24 protein-coding genes are annotated in these 24,657 nt (G+C 67.3%); 21 read left to right on the forward strand and 3 right to left on the reverse strand.

Annotated features, from left to right (window positions below; translation table 11 throughout):
- Positions 1-25: 25 nt before the first annotated feature.
- Entirely contained in the window at positions 26-2,851 is a 2,826-nt protein-coding gene (locus ACQY9P_RS07685) for a [protein-PII] uridylyltransferase (RefSeq protein WP_421739838.1), read from the forward strand.
- 10 nt (positions 2,852-2,861) lie between these two features.
- Here the strand turns inward: ACQY9P_RS07685 and ACQY9P_RS07690 are convergent, their stop codons facing one another.
- Positions 2,862-3,494 (reverse strand): DUF4145 domain-containing protein, encoded by a 633-nt coding sequence (locus ACQY9P_RS07690; protein ID WP_421739837.1) that lies wholly within the window; start codon positions 3,492-3,494, stop codon positions 2,862-2,864.
- 1,154 nt (positions 3,495-4,648) lie between these two features.
- Between ACQY9P_RS07690 and murJ the strand changes: the two genes are divergently transcribed.
- The 4 genes from murJ (at position 4,649) to ACQY9P_RS07710 (ending at position 9,211) form a co-directional block, all read left to right on the forward strand.
- Entirely contained in the window at positions 4,649-6,280 is a 1,632-nt protein-coding gene (gene murJ, locus ACQY9P_RS07695) for a murein biosynthesis integral membrane protein MurJ (RefSeq protein WP_421739836.1), read from the forward strand.
- 179 nt (positions 6,281-6,459) lie between these two features.
- Positions 6,460-7,518, forward strand: a complete 1,059-nt coding sequence (gene trpS / locus ACQY9P_RS07700) for a tryptophan--tRNA ligase (RefSeq protein WP_421739835.1) — start codon at positions 6,460-6,462, stop codon at positions 7,516-7,518.
- Between the two features lie 143 nt (positions 7,519-7,661).
- The gene (locus ACQY9P_RS07705) at positions 7,662-8,642 is read left to right on the forward strand and encodes a PhoH family protein (RefSeq protein ID WP_421739834.1); all 981 of its coding nucleotides are present in this window, start codon (positions 7,662-7,664) and stop codon (positions 8,640-8,642) included.
- 80 nt (positions 8,643-8,722) lie between these two features.
- Positions 8,723-9,211, forward strand: a complete 489-nt coding sequence (locus ACQY9P_RS07710; protein WP_421739833.1) for a universal stress protein — start codon at positions 8,723-8,725, stop codon at positions 9,209-9,211.
- A gap of 141 nt (positions 9,212-9,352) precedes the next feature.
- Here ACQY9P_RS07710 and ACQY9P_RS07715 read toward each other — a convergent pair whose 3' ends face one another.
- The gene (locus tag ACQY9P_RS07715) at positions 9,353-10,621 is read right to left on the reverse strand and encodes a cytochrome P450 (RefSeq protein ID WP_421739832.1); all 1,269 of its coding nucleotides are present in this window, start codon (positions 10,619-10,621) and stop codon (positions 9,353-9,355) included.
- Positions 10,622-10,740: 119 nt separating this feature from the next.
- On the opposite strand from ACQY9P_RS07715, the gene ACQY9P_RS07720 reads away from it, so the two are divergent.
- The 15 genes from ACQY9P_RS07720 to trmB all read left to right on the forward strand — a co-directional run bounded on the left by ACQY9P_RS07720 (position 10,741) and on the right by trmB (position 23,110).
- Positions 10,741-11,310, forward strand: coding sequence for a NifU family protein (locus tag ACQY9P_RS07720; protein ID WP_421739831.1), 570 nt, complete (start codon positions 10,741-10,743; stop codon positions 11,308-11,310).
- Between the two features lie 97 nt (positions 11,311-11,407).
- Positions 11,408-11,995 (forward strand): malonic semialdehyde reductase, encoded by a 588-nt coding sequence (locus ACQY9P_RS07725; protein ID WP_421739830.1) that lies wholly within the window; start codon positions 11,408-11,410, stop codon positions 11,993-11,995.
- Positions 11,996-12,120: 125 nt separating this feature from the next.
- The gene (locus ACQY9P_RS07730; RefSeq protein ID WP_421739829.1) at positions 12,121-12,771 is read left to right on the forward strand and encodes a DUF1131 family protein; all 651 of its coding nucleotides are present in this window, start codon (positions 12,121-12,123) and stop codon (positions 12,769-12,771) included.
- A 7-nt stretch (positions 12,772-12,778) separates the two neighbouring features.
- Complete coding sequence (locus ACQY9P_RS07735; protein ID WP_421739828.1) at positions 12,779-13,372, forward strand: DUF1131 domain-containing protein; 594 nt, start codon at positions 12,779-12,781, stop codon at positions 13,370-13,372.
- Entirely contained in the window at positions 13,369-14,022 is a 654-nt protein-coding gene (tsaB, locus tag ACQY9P_RS07740) for a tRNA (adenosine(37)-N6)-threonylcarbamoyltransferase complex dimerization subunit type 1 TsaB (RefSeq protein ID WP_421739827.1), read from the forward strand. Before ACQY9P_RS07735 ends, tsaB begins: the two co-directional genes overlap by 4 nt.
- The gene (locus ACQY9P_RS07745; protein ID WP_421739826.1) at positions 14,019-14,471 is read left to right on the forward strand and encodes a GNAT family N-acetyltransferase; all 453 of its coding nucleotides are present in this window, start codon (positions 14,019-14,021) and stop codon (positions 14,469-14,471) included. The genes tsaB and ACQY9P_RS07745 overlap by 4 nt, the downstream gene beginning before the upstream one ends.
- 45 nt (positions 14,472-14,516) lie before the next feature.
- Positions 14,517-14,924 (forward strand): Fur family transcriptional regulator, encoded by a 408-nt coding sequence (locus tag ACQY9P_RS07750; RefSeq protein WP_421739825.1) that lies wholly within the window; start codon positions 14,517-14,519, stop codon positions 14,922-14,924.
- 176 nt (positions 14,925-15,100) lie between these two features.
- Entirely contained in the window at positions 15,101-16,453 is a 1,353-nt protein-coding gene (miaB, locus tag ACQY9P_RS07755; protein WP_421740135.1) for a tRNA (N6-isopentenyl adenosine(37)-C2)-methylthiotransferase MiaB, read from the forward strand.
- Positions 16,450-17,394, forward strand: a complete 945-nt coding sequence (locus tag ACQY9P_RS07760; RefSeq protein ID WP_421739824.1) for a PhoH family protein — start codon at positions 16,450-16,452, stop codon at positions 17,392-17,394. The genes miaB and ACQY9P_RS07760 overlap by 4 nt, the downstream gene beginning before the upstream one ends.
- Before the next feature lie 34 nt (positions 17,395-17,428).
- Positions 17,429-17,878, forward strand: a complete 450-nt coding sequence (ybeY, locus tag ACQY9P_RS07765) for an rRNA maturation RNase YbeY (RefSeq protein WP_421740134.1) — start codon at positions 17,429-17,431, stop codon at positions 17,876-17,878.
- 12 nt (positions 17,879-17,890) lie between these two features.
- On the forward strand, positions 17,891-18,787 hold the full coding sequence (locus ACQY9P_RS07770) for a hemolysin family protein (RefSeq protein WP_421739823.1): 897 nt from the start codon (positions 17,891-17,893) through the stop codon (positions 18,785-18,787).
- Between the two features lie 16 nt (positions 18,788-18,803).
- Positions 18,804-20,384: an apolipoprotein N-acyltransferase gene (gene lnt / locus ACQY9P_RS07775; RefSeq protein ID WP_421739822.1), complete on the forward strand. Its 1,581-nt coding sequence runs from the start codon at positions 18,804-18,806 to the stop codon at positions 20,382-20,384.
- A 39-nt stretch (positions 20,385-20,423) separates the two neighbouring features.
- The gene (locus ACQY9P_RS07780; protein WP_421739821.1) at positions 20,424-20,855 is read left to right on the forward strand and encodes a helix-turn-helix domain-containing protein; all 432 of its coding nucleotides are present in this window, start codon (positions 20,424-20,426) and stop codon (positions 20,853-20,855) included.
- A 122-nt stretch (positions 20,856-20,977) separates the two neighbouring features.
- A complete protein-coding gene (gene metK, locus ACQY9P_RS07785; RefSeq protein ID WP_421739820.1) occupies positions 20,978-22,201 on the forward strand; it encodes a methionine adenosyltransferase in 1,224 nt (407 codons plus the stop codon).
- A gap of 228 nt (positions 22,202-22,429) precedes the next feature.
- Positions 22,430-23,110 carry a tRNA (guanosine(46)-N7)-methyltransferase TrmB gene (gene trmB, locus ACQY9P_RS07790; protein ID WP_421739819.1) on the forward strand — a complete coding sequence of 227 codons (681 nt, stop codon included), beginning with the start codon at positions 22,430-22,432 and terminating at the stop codon, positions 23,108-23,110.
- 113 nt (positions 23,111-23,223) lie between these two features.
- Here trmB and ppa read toward each other — a convergent pair whose 3' ends face one another.
- Positions 23,224-23,757: an inorganic diphosphatase gene (gene ppa, locus ACQY9P_RS07795; protein ID WP_421739818.1), complete on the reverse strand. Its 534-nt coding sequence runs from the start codon at positions 23,755-23,757 to the stop codon at positions 23,224-23,226.
- Between the two features lie 274 nt (positions 23,758-24,031).
- On the opposite strand from ppa, the gene rimP reads away from it, so the two are divergent.
- The gene (gene rimP / locus ACQY9P_RS07800) at positions 24,032-24,655 is read left to right on the forward strand and encodes a ribosome maturation factor RimP (RefSeq protein WP_421739817.1); all 624 of its coding nucleotides are present in this window, start codon (positions 24,032-24,034) and stop codon (positions 24,653-24,655) included.
- Positions 24,656-24,657: the final 2 nt, after the last annotated feature.

A 24,657-nucleotide genomic window follows, 5' to 3' on the forward strand; every position in this document is an offset into this window, starting at 1 on the left:
CCCTTTGGAAGACCATATCCCCATCATGCCCCGCCGCCTTCGCCCAACCCCGCTGGAACACGTCGTTGACGGTCACGCCCTGCGGGCGCGTCTGTCGGCCGCCGCGCTCGACAGTCTCGGCGACGAGATCGCCCAGCGCGCCCGCGCCATCGAGATCCTGAAACAGGCTCTGTTTCGCGGCCGGATGATCGCCAAGGAGCGGCTGGAGAACGGGGCCGGCGGTCTGGAGACCTCGCGCCTGCTCAGCGGCGTCACCGACGAGGTGATCACCGCCCTCTACGATTTCACCACCGTCCACGTGTTCCGGGCCCGCAACCCCACCGAGGGCGAGCGCCTGTGCCTGTTGGCCGTCGGCGGCTATGGCCGGCGCACCCTGGCGCCCTACAGCGACATCGATCTGCTGTTCCTGCGCCCCTACAAGACCACGCCGCACGCCGAGAGCGTGATCGAGTTCATGCTCTATGCGCTGTGGGATCTGGGCTTCAAGGTCGGCCACGCCTCGCGCACCGTCGACGAGTGCGTGAAGCTGTCGCGCGAGGACTTCACGATCCGGACGACCATCCTGGAAGCCCGCCGCCTGACCGGCGACGAGCGTCTGGCCGTCGATCTGAAGAAGCGCTTCCAGGACGAGGTGATGAAGGGCACGGGCGCCCAGTTCGTCGCCGCCAAGCTGAAGGAGCGCGACGACCGCCAGGCCCGGGCCGGGGCCAGCCGCTACATGGTCGAGCCCAACGTCAAGGAGGGCAAGGGCGGCCTGCGCGACCTGCACACCCTGATGTGGATCGCCGAATATCTGCATCCGGTGGACCGCCCGGAAGACGTCTTCAAGCTGGCGGTGTTCGATCGGCGCGAGGCCAAGGCGTTCATCCGCGCCTTCGACTTCCTGCACGCCGTGCGCGCCCACCTGCACTTCACCACGGGGCGGCCCGAAGAGCGCCTGACCTTCGACCTGCAGCCCGAGATCGCCCGCCGCATGGGCTATGGCGACCGCGGCGACGCGCCGGCGGTCGAGCGCTTCATGCGCCGCTACTTCCTGATCGCCAAGGAGGTCGGGGCCCTGACCCGCGCCTTCTCGGCCAAGCTGGAAGCCGACAATTTCAAGCACGAGCCCAAGGGCATTTCACGCTTCCTGCCCGGTGGCGGCAGGCCCAAGCGCAAGGCGCTGGATGTCGAGGGCTTCTACGAGGACGGCGGCCGGCTCAATATCGACGGGCCCGAGGTGTTCGAGGCCGACCCGGTCAACCTGATCCGGCTGTTCAAGATCGCCGACGAGCGCGACCTGGATCTGCATCCCGACGCGTTCACGGCGGTGACCCGCTCCCTGGGCCTGATCACCTCGCGCGTCCGCCGCGACGAGGACGCCTGCCAGGCCTTCCTGCACCTGCTGGCCCGGGGCAAGCGGTCCTATCGCACCCTGACCCTGATGAACGACGCCGGGGTGCTGGGCCGGTTCATCCCCGAGTTCGGACGCATCGTGGCCCAGATGCAGTTCAACATGTACCACTCCTACACGGTGGACGAGCACACCCTGCGGGCCGTGGGCGTGATCGGCGACATCGCCGCCGGGCGCCTGGCCGACGACCATCCGCTGGCCGTCTCCATCATGCCGCTGATCGAGGACCGCGAGGCCCTGTTCCTGGCCATGCTGCTGCACGACACAGGCAAGGGCGGGGTGGGCGGCCAGGAGAAGGCCGGGGCCCGCAGCGCCCGCAGCGCCTGCGAGCGCCTGGGCGTCGACCGCCTGAAGGTCGAGCTGGTGGCCTGGCTGGTTGAGAACCACTTGGTCATGAGCGACTTCGCCCAGAAGCGCGACGTCTCCGATCCCGGCACGGTCGCGGCCTTCGCCCGCATCGTCGAAAACCCCGAGCGCCTGCGCCTGCTGCTGGTGATCACCGTCGCCGACATCCGCGCCGTGGGGCCGGGCGTCTGGAACGGCTGGAAGGGCCAGCTGCTGCGCGAGCTCTATAACGCCACCGAAGCGGTGTTCCGGGGCGGCCGGGGCAGTGACGCCGCCGCCAGCGTCCAGCGCCATCAGGAGGCCGTCGCCGAGGCCGCGCGCGAGGCCCTGATCGCCGGCGACCCTGCCGCCAAGGGCTGGGCCTCCGCCATGGAGGACGCCTATTTCAGCGCCTTCAAGTCCGAGGAACTGAAGGATCACGCCGCCCTGGCTCGCCGGGCCGCCATTCAGGGCGGCGCGGCCGCCGAGGGCCAGGTGACGCCGGGCTCCAACGCCGCCGAGATCGTGATCGCCGCCAAGGACCGGCGCGGCCTGTTCGCCGACCTGGCCCTGGCGATCTCGTCCCTGGGCGGCAATGTGGTCGGCGCGCGGGTCTTCACCTCCCGCCAGGGCCAGGCCCTGGACGTCTTCTATGTGCAGGATGTCACCGGCGCGCCCATGGGCTGCGAGAACCCCCGGGCCCTGCGCCGCATGGCCGACGCCCTGGAGGCGGCCGGTCGCGGCGAGACCGCCAGCTTCGAGCCGCGTCGCGGAGCCGAGCAATCACGCACGGCGGCCTTCTCGATCGCGCCCAGCGTGGTGATCGACAACGAGTCTTCCGACGACGCCACCGTGGTCGAGGCCTCGGGCCGCGACCGCCCCGGCCTGTTGCACGCCCTGGCCCAGACCCTGGCCCAGAACGGCCTGTCCATCCAGTCGGCCCATATCGACGGCTATGGCGAACGGGCGGTCGACGCCTTCTATGTCCAGACCGCCGAGAACGGGAAACTGACCGAGACCCGCAAGATCACGACTTTGAAGGCCGATCTGCTGTCGGCGCTGGAGGCCAACGAGGCCGGCGCGCCCAATACGCGCCCAGGGCTGAAGCGGGCGCGGGCGAGCGTGGCGCGGTAGTTGGGGCAATTTAGGGTGGCGAACGCTTTAGTGCCTTCAATCGACCTACAAGATCGTCATATTGATATACAGCCTTTAGTAGTTCTTTCGCGAGTTCTATGGCTATTGTGGCCTCTTCTTGTGTAATCGCATCATAGTTTTTGGATTCAATGTGTGCGGCATCATTTCCTAAGAGGCGAAGCTCATTTGCAGCGTCGAGTAAACTCTGAGGTATAACAATAGTGGTGCCAAGTGATTTCAGTCTGGCGTCAAGATTGCTTCCTTTAGCGCCTCTATCCTCACACAGCTCTTCGAGCACTCGCCGAACCATAAGAGCGGAGGCCCGATAAGCTTTTGCTCCATGGCAAGCTATCGCTTCTTCAAGCGAATTTTTAATAACTTTAGGCAGTGATTTAGAATCAAAATCGATTAGAGCTACCGGATAGATGTTATCTAGAACTCCATTGTCAACAAAAATGGAAGCTACAGTGCCACATGAACTGTTTGGGCAAACACGAATACCTGCAGAAGAATATCCTCCATCCCAAGAAGTATCCTTAGTGCCGGATATAGACTCGAAAGTACCGTTTTGGCCACAACCGGGGCAGCGGATTGAAACCTTGAACGGCTCAGACGCCTTTGCAGAGCCAGTTACTTTGAGCACAAACGTGCCTCCTTTTTGAAAACATAATCTAGTATAACTTAGATTTTCCAAGCATGACGCGCCCTCGCGCAGAGCCAGCCCTTCATCTCTTGGAGGCAGCAGCGTGCCGTACTGTCCAGGTCAGTCAAGGCCCGGTCTGCGACCGGCCGCTCCGCGGCGGCCCGGAGGGCCGGCCTTGACTGACCTGGACAGTACGGCGATCGTCTCGCCGTGAGATGAAGGGATGGCTCCCTTCGGCGCGAAGGTGGGCAGGACGCCCATCCCATAAATCACCGTCATTCCCGCCCTTGTGGCGGGAACCCCTGTTTCTGCTGACGCGTGAAGCGCCAGCGAAGTGCGCGCGCACTTCGCCCCTCCCGCCCCTGCGGCGGATAGAGGGGTTCCCGCCACAAGGGCGGGAATGACGGTGGAGTATGGTGATGGGCGGCGCTCAATCCCCGTTCTTTCCGGGTCCGAGCTCAACGAAATCAACGCGCTATAAAATAGTTGATCGCGCCAATCCTCCGCGCTCAAACCTCCCGTATTCTTGATCCTGTCCCCGTCGCAGGGGGAGGGCGCTTGGTACCGGCCCAAAGCGGCGACGGGTGATGAAGCTGAGCGGGGCCGCGACGCCCTGGGCGGCGGGTCGAAGCGGGCGGACTGTCTCAGAAGGACGGACCGGGCGCCGAGGGGCTCGTCGGCCGAGCGAGCGCGGGTTGAAGAGGGCGGGGATCAGAGTCCGCCTATCGCACATCGTCGGCGTCGAGACGGATTAGCCGATCGACAAGATGCGCGCCCGTCCGGGGGCTAGTTGGGAATCAGAGCTGAAACCGACGCTCGTGTGCCCCAATCCTCACGGTCAAGAACAGCTTGGCGAAGCGGACAGGTCGAGCCGAAACGCACAAAACACATCACGGTCATCCGGGTTCGTCCCGGCCGCTTCGCGCCTCCCCACTAAACTCAGCGAGTGATCTCGCGAGAGGCTGAGAACTCGTGTCCGCCAGACTTGCCCCCTCCTGAACTGCTTCGCAGGTCGTCCTCCCCCGTAGGGGGAAGATGAAACGCGCCGACCTCATCTTCCCCCTCCGGGGGAAGACGACCGCGTAGCGGTCCGTAGGGGGCCAGTGCAGGGCCTATGCCTTGACGCCAACGCCGCCACCCCGCAGAAGCCAGACGTGACCGACATCGCCCCGCCGCCCGAAACCGCCGCCGCACCCGCTCCCAAGAAGAGCGGCATGATCCGGTCGTCGATGATCTATTCGGCCCTGACCCTGGTCAGCCGGTTCATGGGCCTGGCGCGCGACCTGGTGGTCACCGCCCGGCTGGGGGCCAGCGCCACCTTCGCGGCCGACGCCTACAACACCGCCCTGATGTTCCCCAACCTGTTCCGGCGGATCTTCGCCGAGGGCGCCTTCGCGGCCGCCTTCGTGCCGGCCTATTCCAAGGCCCTGGAGACCGACGGCGAGGACAAGGCCGACGAGCTGGCGGCCGACGCCATGGCCACCCTGGCGGCGGCCACCATCGTCATCACCGTCGTCGCTCAGCTGGCCATGCCGTGGCTGATGTACCTGATCAGCCCCGGCTTCGCGGCCGAGCCGGCCAAGTTCAAGCTGGCCGTCACCCTGACCCAGATCTCCATGCCCTACCTGCCGTGCATGGCCATCGTCGCCCACCTGTCGGGCGTGCTGAACGCCCGGGGACGCTTTGTGCTGTCGGCCGGCGCGCCTGTGCTGCTGAACCTGATCATGCTGATCGCCATCTGGCCGCAGAAGAACAGCCATGACGCCGCCTATGCGGCCTCGTGGGCGATCCTGGCGGCGGGTGTGGCTCAGGCCGGCCTGCTGACCTGGGGCGTCAACAAGTCGGGCGCCAAGGTCCATTGGCGGCTGCCGCGCCTGACGCCCGAGATCAAGACCCTGCTGTCCCTGGCCGTGCCCGGCGCGATCGCCGCCAGCGCCTCGCAGGTCAATGTGTTCGTCTCGACCGTGCTGGCCAGCCATGTCAACGGCGCCCGCTCGTGGCTGGCGACCGCCGATCGGCTGTACCAGCTGCCCCTGGGCCTGGTGGGCGTCGCCATCGGCGTGGCCCTGCTGCCGCGCCTGTCGCGGGCCGTTCAGGCCAAGGACGGCGGCGAGGCCCAGGCGGCCATGGACCAGGCGGTGGTGTTCGCCATGGCCCTGACCCTGCCGGCCGCCACGGCCCTGGTGGCCATGCCCGACTTCCTGATCGATGGCCTGTTCCGCCGGGGCGAGTTCAACGCCTTCGACGTCCGCTCGACCGCCGCCGTGCTGCTGTTCTACGGCCTGGCGACGCCGGCCTTCGTGCTGCTGCGGGTGCTGTCGCCGGGGTTCTTCGCGCGGGGCGACACCAAGTCGCCGATGCGTTTCGCCCTGATCTCGGTGGCCGTGAACGTGATCCTGGGCATCGCCCTGTTCTACGTGATCGGCGTGCCCGGCATCGCCGCCGCCACGGCGGTGGCCTCGTGGGCCAATGTCGGCCAGATGATCTTCACCCTCGGCAAGCGCGGCGACTACTGGCCCAGCGCCAAGGCGTGGGGAAAGCTGATCCGCGTGCTGGCCGCCAGCGTGGTGCTGGGCGTGATGCTGGCCACGGTCCAGGCGTTCCGCCCGGTGGTCGAGGCGCCGCTGGCCGGCGTCCATCTCGCGGGGATCGGCGCCAAGGAGATCGCGGTGCTGGGGACCTGCGCCCTGGCGGCCCTGGTCTATCCGGCGCTGCTGCTGGCGTTCGGCGGGGTCACGATGGCCGAGGCCAGGGCGGCCCTGCGGCGCAAGGGCAAGGCGGGCTAGGCCTTGCTCTTCGCCCTCGCCAGGGGTAACCAGCGCTCATGGCTACGACCGGTCTCTTCGCCTCGCGATGGCGCGGCTCCAACTGACACCGACCGCCGCGCGTCCCTCCGTTGTTGGGGGCCGCGGCTCGCACAGCTGTGCGCTCGCCATTCCAAGTTCCAAGTTCCAAGGCTGAAGCCATGACCGACCAAACCGTCGCCGCCCCCGTCGGCGCCCCCGCCGACGCTTATGCGGGCCCCGCCCGCGTGCTTTCGGGGGTGCAACCCTCCGGCGCCCTGCACCTGGGCAACTATCTCGGCGCGCTGGTGAAGTTCGCCCGCCTGCAGCACGAGATCGACACCTTCATCTTTGTGGCCGACCTGCACGCCATCACCGTGTGGCAGGAGCCGGCCGCCCTGGCCCAGCAGACCCGCGAGATCGCCGCCGCCTATCTGGCGGCCGGCCTCGATCCGGCCAAGGCCACGATCTTCCCGCAATCGGCCGTGCCCGAGCACGCCGAGCTGGCCTGGATCTTCCAGTGCGTGGCCCGCCTGGGCTGGCTGGACCGGATGACCCAGTTCAAGGAGAAGAGCGGCAAGCACAAGGAGCGCTCCAGCGTCGGCCTCTACACCTATCCGGTGCTGCAGGCCGCCGACATCCTGATCTACAAGGCCACCCACGTGCCGGTGGGCGAGGACCAGAAGCAGCATCTGGAGCTGACCCGCGACATCGCCGCCAAGTTCAACCACGACTTCTCGGCGCCGAACTTCTTCCCGCAGCCCGACCCGCTGATCCAGGGTCCGGGCGCGCGGGTCATGAGCCTGCGCGACGGCTCGGCCAAGATGAGCAAGTCCGACCCTTCGGACTACAGCCGCATCAACCTGACCGACGACGCCGACGCCATCGCCGCCAAGGTCAGGAAGGCCCGCACCGACCCCGAGCCGCTGCCGGAGACCCTGGAAGAGCTGGCGACGCGCGCCGAGGCCGACAACCTGGTCGGCATCTTCGCCGCCCTCGACGGCCGGACGAAAGCCGAGGTTCTGGCCGAATACGCCGGCAAGGGCTTTGGCGCCTTCAAGCCGGCCCTGGCCGATCTGGCGGTCGAGAAACTGGCCCCGGTCGGCGAGACGATGCGCCGCCTGCTGGCCGACCCCGCCGAGATCGACCGCATCCTGGCGGCCGGCGCGGCCCGGGCTCGCGACGTCGCGGCCCCGACCGTGGCCGAGGTCAGGAAGCTGGTCGGGTTCTGGGGGGCGTAAAGACGCCCCGTTTTGGGGAGGGCCGGGCTCTGGTCCGGTGGCCAGCGGCCCGGTTGTGTGGGACTTTTTCGTGATCAGCGGGCGACGGCGGTGGCCGCCGCGCCGCGGTCACGGGGGAAGTCGCTCTGGATTCGACGGTGGAAATGGCCGTTTCGGCGGGCCCGCGGGACATTCCGCTGGCGCCCCAGCTTGTCGAGCGCCTGACCGCCGGTCGGGATTCCCCGGCCCGCTATATCGAGATGTCGCTGCGCCCGTATCGCGTCCAGATCACACCGGGACCGGGCGTCCTGCGGGTCGTCGGCGACGAGATCGCCGTGACACTGGTGGCGACGATCGCCGGCAAGATCGCGGAGATGGTCCAGGCGGCGAATGACGGGCGCCATAATCTGGTGGCGGAGGCGACGGCTTCGGTGCTCGACAACGCCCTGAAGTTCGAGCTGGCCTACCGTCTCAAGGGCATCAACCAGGCGGTGCGGCCGATGTCGCTGAGCCAGGTCTGCTTCATGAACGCCCTGCTGCATTCGGAGCGTTCGCTGCTGTTCGGCATCGGTCCCACGGGCACCGGCAAGACCCACCTGGCGATCGCCGCCGGCCTGAGCCTGGTGGCCGAGGGCAAATACAAGAGTCTGGTCATCACCCGCCCCCGCGTCCTGCTGGAGGGCGAGACCATGACCCCGGCGCTGCGGGCCGAGACCGCTTATGATGAGCAGTTGACGCCGATCGATGACGAGCTGCGCCATCTGATCAGTCCGCACGAGGTTCAGCGTCTCACCGAACAGGGGCTGATCGAGATCACGCCGCTGGGGCGGATGCGCGGGCGCACTTTCAACGACAGCTATATCGTCGTCGACGAGGCCCAGAACATGACGGTGGGCAAGATGCGGATGGCGGTGACCCGCCTGGGCCGCAATTCCCGCATGGTCCTGACCGGCGATCCCGCCCAGGTCGATCTGGTCGGCGACCAGGTTTCGGGCCTGACCCACCTGCTGCAGCTGATCGCTGGAACCGACCTGGCGATGGTGCACAGGTTCGAGACCTACCAGATCATCCGCAACCCCGTCGTGGCCCAGCTGGAGACCCTGTATTCGGGCGAGGGCGAAGCGCGGGCCCGGGCGGCGTCCTGACGTCGATCCCGGACGGCTGGAGCGCCGGTCGGATTTTCGGGGGCTTGAGCCAGGACGAAAACAGAGGTCATGCTTTGGGGATGGATGACGCCTCCAAGAGCCGCCGCAAGTTCCTGGTCATCGCCGATGACAGTCCGGAGTTCGGCGCCGCCCTGCGCTATGCCTGCCGAAGGGCCCGCTCGACCGGCGGCCATGTCGCCCTGCTGCGGGTGATCGCGCCGGCGCAGTTCGAACACTGGAGCGGGGTGCGCGACGAGATCGAGCGCCAGGAACGGGCCGAGGCCGAGGTGCTGCTGCACGACCTGGCCGACCGGGTGATCGCCGAGACCGGCCTGCCGCCCGAATTCATCATCAAGCACGCCGAGAGCACCCGCGCGGCGGTCAGGGCGGTGGTCGCCGGCGATCCGGACATCAAGATCCTGATCCTGGCCACCTCGACCGGCGGCCGGGGACCCGGGCCCCTGGTCTCGGCCATCGCCAAGGAGGGCGTCGGCTGGAGCGGCCGCAAGTTGCCCGTCACCGTGGTGCCGGGCGACCTGACGGATGAGGAGATCGAGGACCTGGCTTGAGCTGACCCTTCTCCCCTTGCGGGAGAAGGTGGCGCGCAGCGCCGGATGAGGGGTTGAAAGCCCTGTCAGAAAGGCCCGAGCGACCCCTCACCCGACCCCGGCGTTCGCCGGGGCCACCCTCTCCCGCAAGGGGAGAGGGACTTAAACCCGCTCCGGGATCCGCACCGTCAGGCTCTCGTAGCCCTTCACGAAGCTGGAATAGACCCGGCGCGGTTCGTCGAGGACCTCGATCTTCGGGAAGCGCTTGAGGATCTCCTCCCAGACGATCTTCAGCTGCATTTCGGCCAGGCGGTTGCCCACGCAGCGGTGGATGCCGAAGCCGAACGACAGGTGGCGGCGGGGATTGTCGCGGTCGATGATGAAGCTGTCGGCGTTCTCGATCACCGTGTCGTCGCGGTTTCCCGAGACGTACCACATGACGACCTTGTCGCCCTTCTTGATCTGCTTGCCGGCCAGTTCGACGTCTTCCAGAGCCGTGCGGCGCATGTGGGCCAGCGGCGTCTGCCAGCGAATGATCTCCGACACCATCGACGGGATCAGCTCGGGGTTGGCGCGCAGCTTGGCTTCCTGCTCCGGGTTCTTTGACAGGGCGTAGAGGCCGCCGGTCAGCGAATTGCGAGTCGTGTCATTGCCGCCGACGATCAGCAGGATGATGTTGCCCAGATATTCCATGGGCGGCATGTCCCGCGTCGCCTCGCCGTGGGCCAGCATCGAGATCAGGTCGCCGCCGGGCTCGGTGGCGTTGACGCGCTCGTTCCAGAGATTGGTGAAATAGGCCAGGCACTCCAGCAGCTCGGCCCGGCGGGCGTCCTCGCTCTCGATCAGGCCGCTTTCCGGCGAGGCGGTGGCGATGTCCGACCAGCGGGTCAGCTTGCGGCGCTCTTCCCAGGGGAAGTCGAACAGGGTGGCCAGCATCTGGGTGGTCAGCTCGATCGACACCCGGTCGACCCAGTCGAAGGGCTGGCCGATCGGCAGGTCGTCGAGGATCAGGCAGACCCGTTCGCGGATCAGGCCTTCCAGCTTGGCCAGGTTCACCGGCGAAACGATCGGGCTGACCGTCTTGCGCTGGATGTCGTGCTTGGGCGGATCCATGGCGATGAACATCGGCAGGACGAAGTCCTCGTCGAAGTTCCGGATCGTGATGCCGCCCAGATGGGCGTCGGACGAGAACACCTGGTGATTGGTGTCGACCGCCATGATGTCGTTGTACTTGGTCACCGACCAGTAGGGGCCCGTCTCCTCGTCGCCCTTGGACCAGTGGACGGGATCTTCTTTCCGCATGCGTTCGAAATAGGGCCACATGGCGTCGGCCTGGAACAGGACCGGGTCGGCGACATGGTAGTCCTCAAGGGGAATGGACCAAGCCTTGGCGCGCGCATCGGCGCTCAGATCAATCGAGCCATCGCTCATGGAAGCCTCCCGCGGATCATTGTTTTCCGTATCACGCCAGAAAATGACGCCTGTGTCACCTTTCTTTGTGAGGCGCCCGACATCTTGCGCGCGGGGCCGGCGAGGTCCATCTCTCCGCCATGTTCATTCAGACCGAAACCACCCCCAATCCCGAGGTGCTGAAGTTCCTGCCCGGCCGTGAAGTGCTGGGTGACGGCGCGCGCGAGTTCAGGACGGCGGAGGAGGGCGAGTCCTCGCCCCTGGCCACGGCCCTGTTCCAGCTGGGCGACGTGACGCGGGTGTTCTTCGGTCCCGACTTCCTGACCGTGACCAAGGACCCCGACGCCCAGTGGCCGCACCTGAAGGCGCCGATCTTGGCCGCCATCATGGACCACTTCACCAGCGGCCGGCCCCTGCTGCTGGACGCCGCCGAGAGCGGTCACGACGACGACGGCGTCTATGACGAGGAAAACAGCCAGATCGTCGCCGAGATCAAGGAGCTGCTCGACACCCGCATCCGCCCGGCCGTGGCCCAGGACGGCGGCGACATCGTGTTCAACCGGTTCGAACCCGCCACCGGCGTGGTCTGGCTGCACATGCGCGGCGCCTGTTCGGGCTGCCCGTCGTCCTCGGCGACCCTGAAGGCCGGCGTCGAGAACATGCTCAAGCACTATGTGCCCGAAGTGACCCGGGTGGAGCAGACGCTCTAGGTCGTGGCGATTTCGCGGAAGGCCCGGCTTGCGCGCCCTTCTCGAAGGCCTATACTGTAACTATACAAGTTGCTGATAGCCCTCTTGAGGATCGCAAATGGCCAAGCTCGACGCTCCGGCGCTCGCCCAACTGTTCACCGAGGCGCGGACGCGCAATGGGTGGAAGACCGATCCGCTGCCCGAGAGCCTGCTGCGCGAGCTGTATGACCTGGTGAAGTTTGGCCCGACGGCCGCCAACTCGACCCCGGCGCGCTTCGTCTTCGTGACCAGCCCGGAAGCCAAGGCCAAGCTGGCCGCGCTGTCGTCGGGCTCGAACGGCCCCAAGATCCTGCAGGCCCCGGCCACGGTGATCGTCGGCTACGACCTGGATTTCCCCGAAACCCTCGACAAGCTGTTCCCGCACGCCCCGGGCGCCAAGAACTGGTTTGGCGACCCCGTGGCCAAGGAATGGGGCGCGTTCCGCAACAGCTCGCTGCAGGGCGGCTATTTCATCCTCGCCGCCCGGGCCCTGGGCCTGGACGTCGGCGCGATGTCGGGCTTCGACAATGCGGGCGTCGACGCGGAATTCTTCGCCGGCACCAACATAAAGTCCAATTTCATTGCTTCTATCGGCCATGGCACGGACGACAACCTCTTCCCGCGCAGCCCGCGTCTGGACTTCGAGGAAGCCGCCAGGATCATCTGATCCCGCCACACCCTTTGGCCGATCCGCGTGAGTATGGATCGGCTGGACCAGAGCCTCCGGTCGTTTCGGCGATCGGAGGCGACGGTTGTTTTGTGCATCGGGTGCGCACGCGCTAAAACCCTCCCATGACCCAGCGCCACGCCCTGATCGCCGTTCCCATCCTGCTGCTCGCCGCCTGCGGGCCGGTGGAGAAAAAGGCCGACGAGGCCGGCTCCGCCCCGCCGCCCGCCGAGCCGGGCAAGAGCGGCTCGGTCGCCGTCATGGTCAAACCCTATCAGGACGGCCCGCTGGCCGTTCGCGCCGACGGCGTGGGCCCGATCACCGCCGCCACGGCCTTCGACCTGCCGACGATCAAGGTGCTGTTCCCCAGGGCGGTGGTTGCTCAAGCCTTCCTGCACTTCGGTTCCGGTCCGGCCCAGCCGATCATCAATGTCGAGCAGAACCAGATTCCGTTGATGGAAATCTCCAAGAGCGAGGACGGCGACCTCGGCGCGATCCGCCTGGAAGGCGGCGACGTTCGCGGCCTCAGGGACGAGACCCTGCTGACCGAGTGGTCGGCCCTGGGTCTGGACATCGCCAACTGCAGGGCCGGTGAAGGGCGTGACATCAACACCGTGGTCTGCGCCCGTCCCGAGGCGCCCAATGTCAGCTATCTGATCGGCGTGCCCGGCTGGACCAAGGGCGGCCTGCCCTCGGTCGAAATCCTGAAGGCCAAGGGCAAGCTGAACGGCTTTGTCTGGCGTCCGGCCGAAGTCGCCGCCGTTGGCGCGGCCTGATCGTCCGATGTCGATCCGCATGATTCTGGCCGCCGTTCCGTTGGCGCTGCTCGCCGCCTGCGGGCCGGCGGACAAGCCTGTCGAGCCTGCATCGGCGCCGGCGCAACCCGCGGCTCGCGTTCAGGGCCTGCTGCCGCTCGACGAATATTCCGTGGGTCCGATCATGGCCCAGACGCCCTTCAAGGCCGAGGCGATCCAGGCCCTGTTCCCGGATGACAGGGTCGAGACGCGCAGGGACGCGATCATTGTCGTTCGCGATGGCGTCCAGATGCTGGATATTCGCGGCGAGCCTGGCCTGAGCACGGTCGGAGAGATCCATATCGCCGGGCGGTCCGGGGCGGGTCCGCGCGGTGAACTGTTCGGCATGCCGTGGTCCAGGCTGGACGTGCCGCTCAAGCGCTGCTGGATGGGCAAGGACGCCTTTCGCCACGCCGTGATTTGCACCCAGCCGGGCGAGTCCGTGCTGCGCTACGTCTTCGAGGTCCCCGGCTGGACCCGGGACGACCTGCCGCCGATCGACGGGCTGGCCAGGGCGACCCTGCGCGACTTCATCTGGAAGAGCGGGGCGGGCGGTTATGTCCCGGCCGGAGGCGGCGCGTGATCCTCGCCATCGACACCTGCCTGGGCGCCAGTTCCGTCGCCATCCTGGACGGCGAGCGCGTCCTGGCGACGCGGAGCGAGCCGATGACCCGTGGCCACCAGGAGCGCATCGGCATGCTGGCCCGCGAGGTCGCCGCCGAGGCTGGCGTGAAATTTCCGGACCTGGCCCGTATCGCCGTCACCGTGGGGCCGGGCTCGTTCACCGGCCTGCGCGTGGGCCTGGCCTTCGCCAAGGGCCTGGCCACGGCGCTGGCGATCCCCTGCGTGGGGGTCAATACGCTGGAAGCCCTGGCCGCCAGCGTCCCGGGCGGCGGCTTCATCGCCGCCGTGCTGGATGCGCGGATGAGCCAGGTCTATCTGCAGATCTTCGACGGTGGCGTGGCCCTGATGGCGCCCGACGCGCTGGATCTGGGCTCGGCCGCCGCGCGGCTGGCCGAGCTGCACGGTGGACAGGCCGTCACCCTGGTGGGCTCGGGCGCGCCGCTGCTGGCCCAGACCTTTCCGAGCGCGACGGTGCTGACCCCGGTCTCGCCCGACCCCGTCGCCGTGGCCCGCCTGGCCGCCGCCCGGCCCGCGCCGTCGCATTCGCCCCGGCCGCTCTATCTGCGCGCGCCCTACGCCACGCTGCCTGCCACCCAGTCCGCGACATGATCCTTCGCCCCGTTGGCCTCGAGGCCTGTTTCATTCTCGCCGACCTGCACGACCGCGCCTTTCCCCGGCCGTGGAGCGCGATCGAGTTCGAGGACCTGCTGAAATCGCCCGGCGTCTTCGCGGTGCTGGGCGAGGCCGGCGAGCCGGCCGTCGAGAAGGGCTTCATCCTGTGCCGCTCGATCGCCGGCGAGGCCGAGATCCTGACCGTCGCCGTCGATCCGGCCGCCCGCCGTCGCGGCTGGGGCGCGGCCCTGGTCGAGATGGCCGCCGGAATCGCGACCGAGACCGGCTCCGAAGCGATGTTCCTGGAGGTGGCCGACGACAACGCGGCCGCCATCGCTCTGTATGCGGCCACCGGCTTCGCCCGGGTGGGGCTGCGCAAGGGCTATTATCCCCATCCGGATGGCGCTAGGGACGCGGTTGTCATGCGGCGGGCGCTTAACACTTAAGGGTTCGCCGCCTATCCTGCCATCGACTCAGACGGAGGCGCCGCCTTGGATCGACTTGAAAAGCTCTGCATCGAGAAGGGCATGCGCATGACCGATCAGCGCCGCGTCATCGCGCGCGTGCTGTCGGCCGCCGACGATCATCCAGATGTGGAAGAGCTGCACCGCCGCGCCCACGCCGTCGATCCGCACATCTCGATCGCCACGGTCTATCGCACCGTGCGGCTGTTCGAGGAGAGCGGCATCATCGAGCGCCACGACTTCCGCGACGGCCGCTCGCGCTACGAAGAAACCCCCAGCCACCACCACGACCACCTGATCGACATGAAGACCGGCAAGGTCGTCGAGTTCGTGGACGAGGAGATCGAGGCCCTGCAGAACGCCATTGCGCGCAAGCTGGGCTACAAGCTGGTGGACCACAGGCTGGAGCTCTACGGGGTGCCGATCGAGGAGTGATCGCGGCCTAGGTCCTCCCCCTGAAGGGGGAGGCGGCCGTCAGGCCGGTGGGGGAAGACCTCACCGATTCAGCAGCACTTCCCCCTCTGTCGGCTTCGCCGACACCTCCCCCGCTAGGGGGAGGATTTCCGCCCATGTCCTTGCACGTCGGCCCCCGCGCCCTCATAACCTCGCCCATGAGCGAGACCCCGCAAAAGCGCCTCTATATCAAGACCTACGGCTGTCAGATGAACGTCTATGACAGCGAGCGCATGGCCGATGTCCTGCGTCCGCTGGGCTATGGCGTGGTCGATGACCCCGAAGGCGCCGATCTGGTGGTGCTCAACACCTGCCACATCCGCGAGAAGGCCACCGAGAAGGTCTATTCGGAACTGGGCCAGATCAAGCTGATGAAGGACCGCAAGGCGGCGGACGGCGGTCGCATGACCATCGCCGTGGCCGGCTGCGTGGCCCAGGCCGAGGGCAAGGAGATCATGCATCGCCAGAAGGCGGTCGATCTGGTCGTGGGTCCGCAATCCTATCACCAGCTGCCCGAGCTGATCGCCCGCGCCCACCGGGCCACAGGCGAGCGGCTGTCGACCAGCTTCGCGGCCGATGAGAAGTTCGACGCCCTGCCGGCCGAGCGTCAGGTCAATGGCGTCACCGCCTTCCTGACCGTGCAGGAGGGCTGCGACAAGTTCTGCACCTTCTGCGTGGTGCCCTATACGCGCGGCGGTGAGTGGTCGCGGCCGGTGAACGACATTCTCGAGGAGGCCCGGCGCCTGGCCGATCAGGGCGTGCGCGAGGTCACCCTGCTGGGCCAGAACGTCAACGCCTATGACGGCGACGGCTCGACCCTGGCCAAGCTGGTTCGCCAGCTGGCGAAGATCGATGGACTGGACCGCATCCGCTATACGACGAGCCATCCGCGCGACATGGGCGACGACCTGATCGAGGCCCATGGCGAGCTGCCGGAGCTGATGCCCTATCTGCACCTGCCGGTGCAGGCGGGCAGCGACAAGATCCTGAAAGCCATGAACCGCGACCACACGGCCGAAAGCTATGTGAAGCTGATCGAGAAGATCCGCGCGGCGCGGCCCGACATCGCCATGAGCGGCGACTTCATCGTCGGCTTCCCCGGCGAGCGCGACGGCGATTTCGAAAAGACCCTGGAGCTGGTCCGCGAGGTCGGTTTCGCCTCGGCCTTCTCGTTCAAATATTCGCGCCGCCCCGGCACGCCGGCCTCGGCCATGACCGGCCAGGTCGACGAAGCCGTGAAGGCCGAGCGTCTTGAGCGCCTGAACCAGCTGCTGGACGAGCAGCAGAAGGCCTTCAACGCGGCTCAGGTCGGCAAGGTGCTGCCGGTGCTGTTTGAAAAAAGTGGCCGCCACGCCGGTCAAATCGTCGGCCGCAGTCCCTATCTTCAGGCGGTCCACGCCGTGGGCGCGGATCACCTTCTGGGAACGATCGTTCCGGTCCGTATCGAAAGCGCCGCCAAGATGAGCCTGGGCGGCGTGCTGGAAACCTCTGCCATTCTGGAAACCGCTTGAGCCGCACCCCTGAGTTCCTGCCGCTGTCGGACGACGCCGTTCACGCCGTCTCCGGTCCCGGTGGCCGTCACGCCGCCCTGATCGAAGACGCCTTCAAGGTGCTGATCGAGACCCCGGGTGGCGGCGTCACCATCACCGGCGACGTCAAGGGCCGCACGGGCGCCAAGCGGGCGCTGAACGATCTGGCCCACCGCGCCGACGCCGGCGAGGAGGTGGTCGAGGCCGATGTCCGCATCGCCGTCGGCGAGGCCCAGAGCACCGGTGGTCAGGCTTCGGCCCGCACCGTGCGCAAGGGCTCGGTGTCGCCCAAGACCAAGGGCCAGGCCCGCTACATGGAAGCCATGGGCAGCCATCCGCTGTCCTTCGGTCTGGGTCCGGCGGGCACCGGCAAGACCTTCCTGGCCGTGGCCCACGGGGCCGGCATGCTGCTGCGCGGCGAGGTCGACCGCCTGATCGTCACCCGCCCCGCCGTCGAGGCCGGCGAAAAGCTCGGATTTCTTCCGGGCGACCTGAACGAAAAGGTCGATCCCTACATGGCCCCCGTGTGGGAGGCCCTGACCGACATCATGGGCGCCGAACAGCTGCGCCGTCGTCGCGAGAAACTGGAGATCGAGGTCGCCCCGATCGCCTTCATGCGCGGCCGCACCCTGGCCCATGCCTTCGTCATCGTCGACGAGGCCCAAAACTGCTCGCGCCTGCAGATGAAGATGGTCCTGACCCGCCTAGGCGAGGGCTCGCGCATGGTGGTGACGGGCGACCCGACCCAGATCGACCTGCTCAATCCGCGCGACTCGGGCCTGGCCCACGCCGTCTCGATCCTGGAAGGGGTCGAGGGGGTTTCGGTCTCGCGCTTCACCGCCGCCGACGTTGTCCGCCACCCGCTGGTGGAGCGCATCGTCAAGGCCTACGACGCCGACGCGGCCCAAAGCACGCCCCGATAATGGTACACCTCGCTAAATGACCATCACTGTCGACATCGAGATCGAGGACGAGGCCTGGATCAAGGCCGAGCCGGAAGCCGAGGCGCTGGTCTGGCGCGCCGCCCAGGCCGTGCTGGACGCCCACGAAGACATCGAAGGCCAGGGGATCGTCATCCTGCTGGCCGACGATGACAGCGTTCAGGCCCTGAACCGTGACTTCCGCCAGAAGGACTACGCCACCAACGTCCTGTCCTTCCCCTCGCCCCCCAATCCGGAAGGCCAGATCGGCGACATCGCCCTGGCGTTCGGGGTCTGCCAGCGCGAAGCGATCGAGCAGGGCAAGCCTCTGGCGCACCATTTGCAACATCTGGTGGCGCACGGGGTGCTGCATCTCTTAGGATATGATCACGAAGGCGACGAAGAGGCTGAGTCCATGGAGGCCCTGGAACGCGAGATCCTGGCCGCGCTGGATGTGCCCGATCCGTACGCCGGCGATCAGGGGTGACGATCCAAGGCCATGCCAAGCGACGACTCTAGTTCCCAGCCCGCCGGTCCAGCTCGACAGAGCCGGGGCGTGCGGGCGTTTTTTCGCAAGATGCGCAAGCGGCTGTCCGCCCCGGTCGAGGTCGCCCGTCCGCCCGAGCCGCCCCAGGAGGGCGAGGTCGACATCGTCGACCAGGCCGAGGCCTTCCAGACCCTGCGCGTCGCCGACGTGATGACGCCCCGGGCCGATATCGTCTCTGTCGAGCTTTCCTCGTCCTTCGAGGCCCTGGTCGCCCAGTTCACCGAGGCCGAGCATTCGCGGATGCCGATCTATCGCGAGACGCTCGACGACCCGGTTGGGGTGGTCCACGTCAAGGACGTGTTCCGCCTGCTGGCCGCGGATGACAGCCGCCCGGCCGGGACCGATGTGGTCCTGCACAAAATCCGCCGCGAGGCGCTGTATGTGCCCGCCTCGATGCGGGCGGCGGACCTGCTGCTGCGCATGCGCACCAGCCGCATCCACCTGGCCCTGGTCATCGACGAGTTCGGCGGCACCGACGGTCTGGTCACCATGGAAGACCTGATCGAGGCGGTGGTCGGCGAGATCGACGACGAACATGACGACGCCCATGCCGCCAGCATCGTCGCGCGCCCCGGCGGGGTGTTCGAGGCCGACGCCCGGGCGCCGCTCGAGGAGCTGGAGGCCGCCCTGGGGCAGGAACTGGCCCCGCGCGACATGGAAGAGGATATCGACACCGTCGCCGGCCTCGTCGTCGCCCTGGCCGGCCGCGTGCCGCAACGGGGCGAGGTGATCGCCCATCCCGGCGGCTTTGACCTGGAAGTGGTCGAGGCCGACCCGCGCCGGGTTCGCCGGGTGCGTGTCCGCCCCGCCGCCGCGCCGGCCGAAGCCGCCGGGGCGCGAGCCTCGTGACCGGCAAGATCGTCTCGTGAATTTCAAGTTCGCGACGCTGTGGCGCGCGCGATGTCTGGCCCTGGTGGCCGGGCTGGCCGCCGCCCTGGCCCATCCGCCGTTCGGCGTGCTGCCCGGGTTGCTGGGCTACGCCCTGCTGCTGTGGCTGCTCGACACCGTCGAGGGGCCGCGTCCGCTGCGCTCGGCGTTCCTGCGCGGCTGGCTGGCCGGCCTGGCCTATTTCGGCCTGGGCACGTGGTGGATCGCCGAGGCCTTCATGGTCGACGCGGCCAACCAGGGCTGGATGGCGCCCTTCGCCGTGGCCGCCATGGCTGGCGGCCTGGCCCTGTTCTGGGGCGCGGCGGCGCTGCTCTATCGGTTGATCCGGCCGCTCGGCGTGCGCCGCATCCTGGTGTTCGCCGGCGCCTTCGCGGCCCTGGAGTGGGTGCGCGGTCATGTGCTGACCGGCTTCCCGTGGAACCTGCCCGGCGAGACCTGGAGGGCCGGCTCCGCCCCGTCCCAGGTCGCCGCCCTGGTCGGCGCCTATGGCCTGACCTGGATCACCCTGGCCATCGCCGCCGCGCCCGCCGTCTGGCGCGAGGGCCTGGCGGGTCGAAAGGCGATCGCGGCGGCGGCGGCCATGCTGGTGGCGCTCTATGTCAACGGCTGGACGCCTTCGCCCGCGCCGCGACCCGCGCATCCGGCGCCGAGCGTGCGGATCGTCCAGGCCGACATCCCGCAGGAAGCCAAGTGGGACGCCGACCGGTTCAGCCGGATCGTTCAGGCCTATGTCGCGCTGACGGCCAGGCCCTACGCCGCCGGCAAGCCGGCCGACATCGTGGTCTGGCCCGAGGGCGCGCTGCCGGCCGCCATCAACGACTATCTGGCCCCCGGAACCTGGGTGCGCCAGGCGATCGTCGATGCTCTCCAGCCCGGCCAGCTGCTGCTGATCGGCGGCTATCGCTACGAAGGCTCGCCCGATAAGCCGCTGTATTACAACAGCCTGATCGCCCTGAAGCGCGGCGAGAGCGACATCGAGGTCGTCGGAATCTATGACAAGCACCGGCTGGTGCCGTTCGGCGAATATCTGCCGATGGACGCCCTGCTGACCAGGCTGGGCGTCAAGAGCCTGGCCCATCTGGGCGACGGTTTCGAGACCGGGCCGCGTCCGGCGCCGTTGCGGGTGTCGCCCGACCTGATCGTGCAGCCGCTGATCTGCTACGAGAGCCTGTTTCCGCGCCTGGCCGAACCGGCGCCCGGGGTGCGGGCGCTGGTCAATGTGTCCAACGACGCCTGGTTCGGTGTGACTTCCGGGCCGCTGCAGCACCTGAATCTGGCCAGCTATCGCGCGATCGAAACCGGGGTCCCGATCCTTCGCGCCACGCCCACCGGTGTGTCGGCCCTGATCGACGCCAGGGGTAGGATCGTGCCCGGAGCGCGGCTGGACCTGGGAAAATCCGGAGTGATCGATGGACTTTTGCCCGAACTGGGCAATTCGACACCCTTCGCGCGCCTCGGCCACTGGCCTTTCGCGGCCCTGATCCTGATATCAATGTTCGCCGTTGTTCGCCCAAGAGCGGGTAAGGGCTTCCCATTGTTACCAAACCGTAAGACATAGGCTGAATTAAAACCGCAATTTTAGCTATCAAGCGTAGGCATGAGCGCTCCTTCCGACCAAGACCGCCACCCCAATCCGATCGACCTTCACGTCGGCGCGCGGATCCGAATGCGACGCAAGATCCTGGGCGTCAGCCAGGAGCGGCTGGCCGAGGATCTGGGCCTGACGTTCCAGCAGGTTCAGAAGTATGAGCGCGGCGCCAACCGGGTCAGCGCCAGCAAGCTGTACGAGATCGCCCGCAGCCTGCAGTCGTCGGTGGCCTATTTCTTCGAAGGCCTGGCCGACCCGACCGACGCCGAGGGCATGGCCGACGGCGGCTCCGAGCAGTTCGTCCACGACTTCCTGATGACGCCCGAGGGCCTGGAGCTGGCCAGCCTGTTCCCCAAGATCAGTCGCAGCAAGGTGCGTCGCCGGATCCTGGACCTGGTTCGTTCGATGGCTGACGAGGAAGTCGCCGAAGCGGACGACTGAGGACGGTCGCGGGCCGCGACGATCCGCGCGGCTTGCAGACATAAACATATCTTTATATGGTGGCCGGCTAACTGGGTGAACCTGTTGTTCGCCTGGGCGAATTCCATGGCCGGAGTTGTCCCTTGAGCCGTTCGTCCTACATCTTCACCAGCGAGAGCGTTTCCGAGGGTCACCCCGACAAGGTCGCTGACCGGATCAGCGACACCGTCGTCGACGCCTTTCTGAGCGTGGATCCCGAGGCGCGTGTCGCCTGCGAGACCCTGGTCACCACCAACCGCATCATCCTGGCCGGCGAAGTCCGCGCCGGGCGGCCCGACGGCGACAAGGCCGCCAACAAGCAGCTGACCAAGGACATCCTCAAATCGCTGGAGCCCAAGGTGCGGGCCGCGATCAAGGACATCGGCTACGAGCAGAAGGGCTTCCACTGGCACAAGGCCAAGTTCGCCAACTATCTGCACGGCCAGTCGGCCCATATCGCCCAGGGCGTGGACGCCAGCGACAAGAAGGACGAGGGCGCCGGCGACCAGGGCATCATGTTCGGCTACGCCAGCACCGAGACCCCGGAGCTGATGCCGGCCACCCTGCAATACAGCCACAACATCCTCAGCCACTTGGCCAAGCTGCGTCACAGCGGCGAGCTGCATGAGCTGGAGCCCGACGCCAAGAGCCAGGTGACCCTGGAATATGACGGCGACGGCAAGCCGGTCCGCGTCGTCTCGATCGTTGTGTCGCACCAGCACAAGAAGAAGATCGACGGCAAGGCCGCCACGTCCAAGCGCGTGCTGGACCTGATCCGTCCGCACATCCTGCCGATCTTCCCCGAAGGCCTGATCACCAAGAAGACCCAGTGGCTGATCAATCCGACCGGTCGCTTCGAGATCGGCGGCCCCGACGGCGACGCCGGCGTCACCGGTCGCAAGATCATCGTCGACACCTACGGCGGCGCGGCCCCGCACGGCGGCGGCGCGTTCTCGGGCAAGGATCCGACCAAGGTCGATCGCTCGGCCGCCTATGCCTGCCGCTATCTGGCCAAGAACGTCGTCGCGGCCGGCCTGGCCGATCGCTGCACCATCCAGATCGCCTATGCGATCGGCGTGGCCAAGCCGGTGTCGTTCCACGTCGACCTGCACGGCACGGGCCGGGTCGATCCGGCGGTGCTGGAAAAGCTGCTGCCCCAGCTGATCGGCGGCGCCACGCCCCGCGCGATCCGCGAGCACCTGCAGCTGAACAAGCCGATCTACGCCCGCACCGCCGCCTATGGCCATTTCGGCCGCACGCCGGACAACGAGGGCGGCTTCTCCTGGGAGAAGACCGACCTGGTGGGCGAACTGAAGGGTCTGGCGTAGGTCTTAGTCTTTCTTGAGTTTCGGAGCGGGCCTCGATCGTTGATCGGGGCCCGTTTTCGTTTGGAGGCCGTGCGTCCTTCGAGGCTCGGCTTCGCCTCGCACCTCAGGATGAGGACGGTGGGTTGGCTTTGATGTCCCCATCCTGAGGTGCGCGCTCCCGAGCGCGCCTCGAAGGACGCATGGCCTCGCCGCTGGCCTCCAGCGAGGATGGAAGGTAAGAGCCGCCTCATGACCTCTCCCACCGTTCCCCACGGGCCCTTGCGCTCGTTCGGCCGCATCAAGTCGCGGCCGGTGAAGCCGCGCCAGCAGGCGCTGCTCGACACCCTGTTGCCGCGGATCGCCGTGCCCGAGGCGCCGTTCCAGCCGCGCGACCTCGCCCCCGAGACCACCGAGACCTGGCTTGAGATCGGCTTCGGCGGCGGCGAGCACATGGCCGCCCAGGCCGGCCGCCATCCCCACGCCCTGATCCTCGGCGCCGAACCCTTCGTCAACGGCGTGGCCAGCGCGGTCCGTCACATCGAGGAGCAGGCGCTCGGCAACGTCCGCATCCATGAAGGCGACGCCCGTGACGTGATCGGCTGGCTGCCCGACGCCTGCCTGACGCGGGTGTTCATCATGTTCCCCGATCCCTGGCACAAGGCCCGGCACAACAAGCGCCGCCTGATCCAGCCGGCGGTGGTGACAGAACTCGCTCGCGTGCTGAAGCCCGGCGGTCGGCTGCGCTTCGCCACCGACTGGGCCGACTACGCCGAATGGACCATCGAGCGCGTGCTGGCCGATCCGGCCTTCCGCTTCGAGAGCGAGACGGCCGACCGCAACGCCCCGCCGGCCGATCATGTGACCACGCGCTACGAGGAAAAGAAGCTGGGCGACTGCGCGCCGGTGTTCCTGGATTTCGTGAGGGTTTAGGGAGTGGGGCGACTTGCCCCCTCCGCGCCTTCGGCGCTCCTCCCCCGTAGGAGGAAGATGACCTGCGCAGCAGGTCTGGTGGGGGCGAGAGTGATCCCGCCCCCGACCTTCAATCAATAATTATCGTCGTGGCGCTTGATCGCCGCGCGGATGATGTCGGCGGTTTCTTCCAGGTCGGCCCAGCCGCTGATCTTGGTCGACTTGCCCTTTTCCAGATCCTTGTAGTGCTGGAAGAAGTGGGCGATCTGCTCGGTCAGGATCACCGGCAGGTCGCGCCAGCTGTTCACGCCCGTATAGAAGGGGTGCAGCTTGTCGACCGGCACGGCCAGGATCTTTTCGTCCGAACCGGCTTCATCGACCATCATCAGGGTGCCGATCGGACGGCAGCGGATGATCGCGCCCGGCACCACCGGGGTCGGACCCACCACCATGATGTCGGCCGGGTCGCCGTCGTCGGCCAGGGTGTGCGGGATGAAGCCGTAGTTGGCCGGATAGAACATCGCCGTGTGCAGGAAGCGGTCCACCATCAGGGCGCCGCTTTCCTTGTCGATCTCGTACTTCACCGGTTCGCCGCCCTGCGGGATCTCGATGATGGCGTTGAGGTCGTAGGGCGGGTTCACGCCCGTGGCGATCTTGGAGAGGTCCATTATGACTCTTCTGTGGAAAGGGCGCCGCGGGGAGGCGGGCCTGCGCGGGCGTCTGTATAGGCCACAAGTGCTGCGGTGCGAAAGAGGGCCCGCGCGCGGGCCGGTCGGTAGCCCTGTCGCGGGGGCTTCCAACCGTCCGAACATCGCGCTATAAAGCCCTCACATCGTCCGTCAGCGCTGCTAGCGCTTTCGAGCGGCGGCCCGAAAGGCTGCCGCTTTTTCTTTGGCTGTTTGGCGCCCGCGTCTTACGGCCCAGTTTGAGTTGAGAAAACCGTTGCGCGGCAAGACGCAGGAAGACCGTGATCTGATCGAAATGCTTGATCCCGTGGCCGAGTCCGTGGGCTTCGAGATCGTCCGTCTGCGCCTGATGGGCGGGGCCGAGCAGCGTCGCCTGCAGATCATGGCCGAGCGTCCGCTGCTGGAAGACGGCACGGGCGGCGACATGAACGTCGAGGACTGCGCCAAGCTGTCGCGCGCCGTGTCCGAGATCCTGGACGCCGCCGATCCGATCAGCGGCGAATACACCCTGGAAGTCTCCAGCCCGGGCGTGGATCGCCCGCTGACGCGACTGAAGGATTTCGACGACTATTCCGGCCTGGAGGTGCGCATCGAGCTGGATCGCGTCGCCGAGGGCCGCAAGCGCTTCAAGGGCGAGCTGGCCGGCGTCGAGGATGGCCAGGTCGGCCTGAACATCGAGGGCGAGGACGACACCACCGTCTATTTCCCGTTCGAGTGGCTGGTCGACGCCAAGCTGGTGCTGACCGATCAACTTATGAAGCGGGGCGCTGAACAGCGCGCCGCCCGCGTCGCAGCCGACGGCGGTGACGCTGACGAAGACGATCTCGGCGACGACGCCGAAGACGAAGATTTTGACCTGTCCGAAAGTGAAGAGGACTGACC

Origin of the sequence: Caulobacter sp. (genome assembly GCF_965279145.1) — a bacterium.
Classification (GTDB): domain Bacteria; phylum Pseudomonadota; class Alphaproteobacteria; order Caulobacterales; family Caulobacteraceae; genus Caulobacter.

Bases quoted from the DNA above. Each gene is read 5' to 3' on its own strand.
- ACQY9P_RS07685 (WP_421739838.1), top strand. From the start codon at position 26: ATGCCCCGCCGCCTTCGCCCAACCCCGCTGGAACACGTCGTTGACGGT.
- ACQY9P_RS07720 (WP_421739831.1), top strand. From the start codon at position 10,741: ATGTTCATTCAGACCGAAACCACCCCCAATCCCGAGGTGCTGAAGTTC.
- ACQY9P_RS07730 (WP_421739829.1), top strand. From the start codon at position 12,121: ATGACCCAGCGCCACGCCCTGATCGCCGTTCCCATCCTGCTGCTCGCC.
- ACQY9P_RS07735 (WP_421739828.1), top strand. From the start codon at position 12,779: ATGTCGATCCGCATGATTCTGGCCGCCGTTCCGTTGGCGCTGCTCGCC.
- trpS (WP_421739835.1), top strand. From the start codon at position 6,460: ATGACCGACCAAACCGTCGCCGCCCCCGTCGGCGCCCCCGCCGACGCT.
- ACQY9P_RS07705 (WP_421739834.1), top strand. From the start codon at position 7,662: ATGGCCGTTTCGGCGGGCCCGCGGGACATTCCGCTGGCGCCCCAGCTT.
- ACQY9P_RS07745 (WP_421739826.1), top strand. From the start codon at position 14,019: ATGATCCTTCGCCCCGTTGGCCTCGAGGCCTGTTTCATTCTCGCCGAC.
- ppa (WP_421739818.1), bottom strand. From the start codon at position 23,757: ATGGACCTCTCCAAGATCGCCACGGGCGTGAACCCGCCCTACGACCTC.
- miaB (WP_421740135.1), top strand. From the start codon at position 15,101: ATGAGCGAGACCCCGCAAAAGCGCCTCTATATCAAGACCTACGGCTGT.
- ACQY9P_RS07710 (WP_421739833.1), top strand. From the start codon at position 8,723: ATGGATGACGCCTCCAAGAGCCGCCGCAAGTTCCTGGTCATCGCCGAT.
- ACQY9P_RS07770 (WP_421739823.1), top strand. From the start codon at position 17,891: ATGCCAAGCGACGACTCTAGTTCCCAGCCCGCCGGTCCAGCTCGACAG.
- ACQY9P_RS07725 (WP_421739830.1), top strand. From the start codon at position 11,408: ATGGCCAAGCTCGACGCTCCGGCGCTCGCCCAACTGTTCACCGAGGCG.
- trmB (WP_421739819.1), top strand. From the start codon at position 22,430: ATGACCTCTCCCACCGTTCCCCACGGGCCCTTGCGCTCGTTCGGCCGC.
- ACQY9P_RS07780 (WP_421739821.1), top strand. From the start codon at position 20,424: ATGAGCGCTCCTTCCGACCAAGACCGCCACCCCAATCCGATCGACCTT.
- ACQY9P_RS07715 (WP_421739832.1), bottom strand. From the start codon at position 10,621: ATGAGCGATGGCTCGATTGATCTGAGCGCCGATGCGCGCGCCAAGGCT.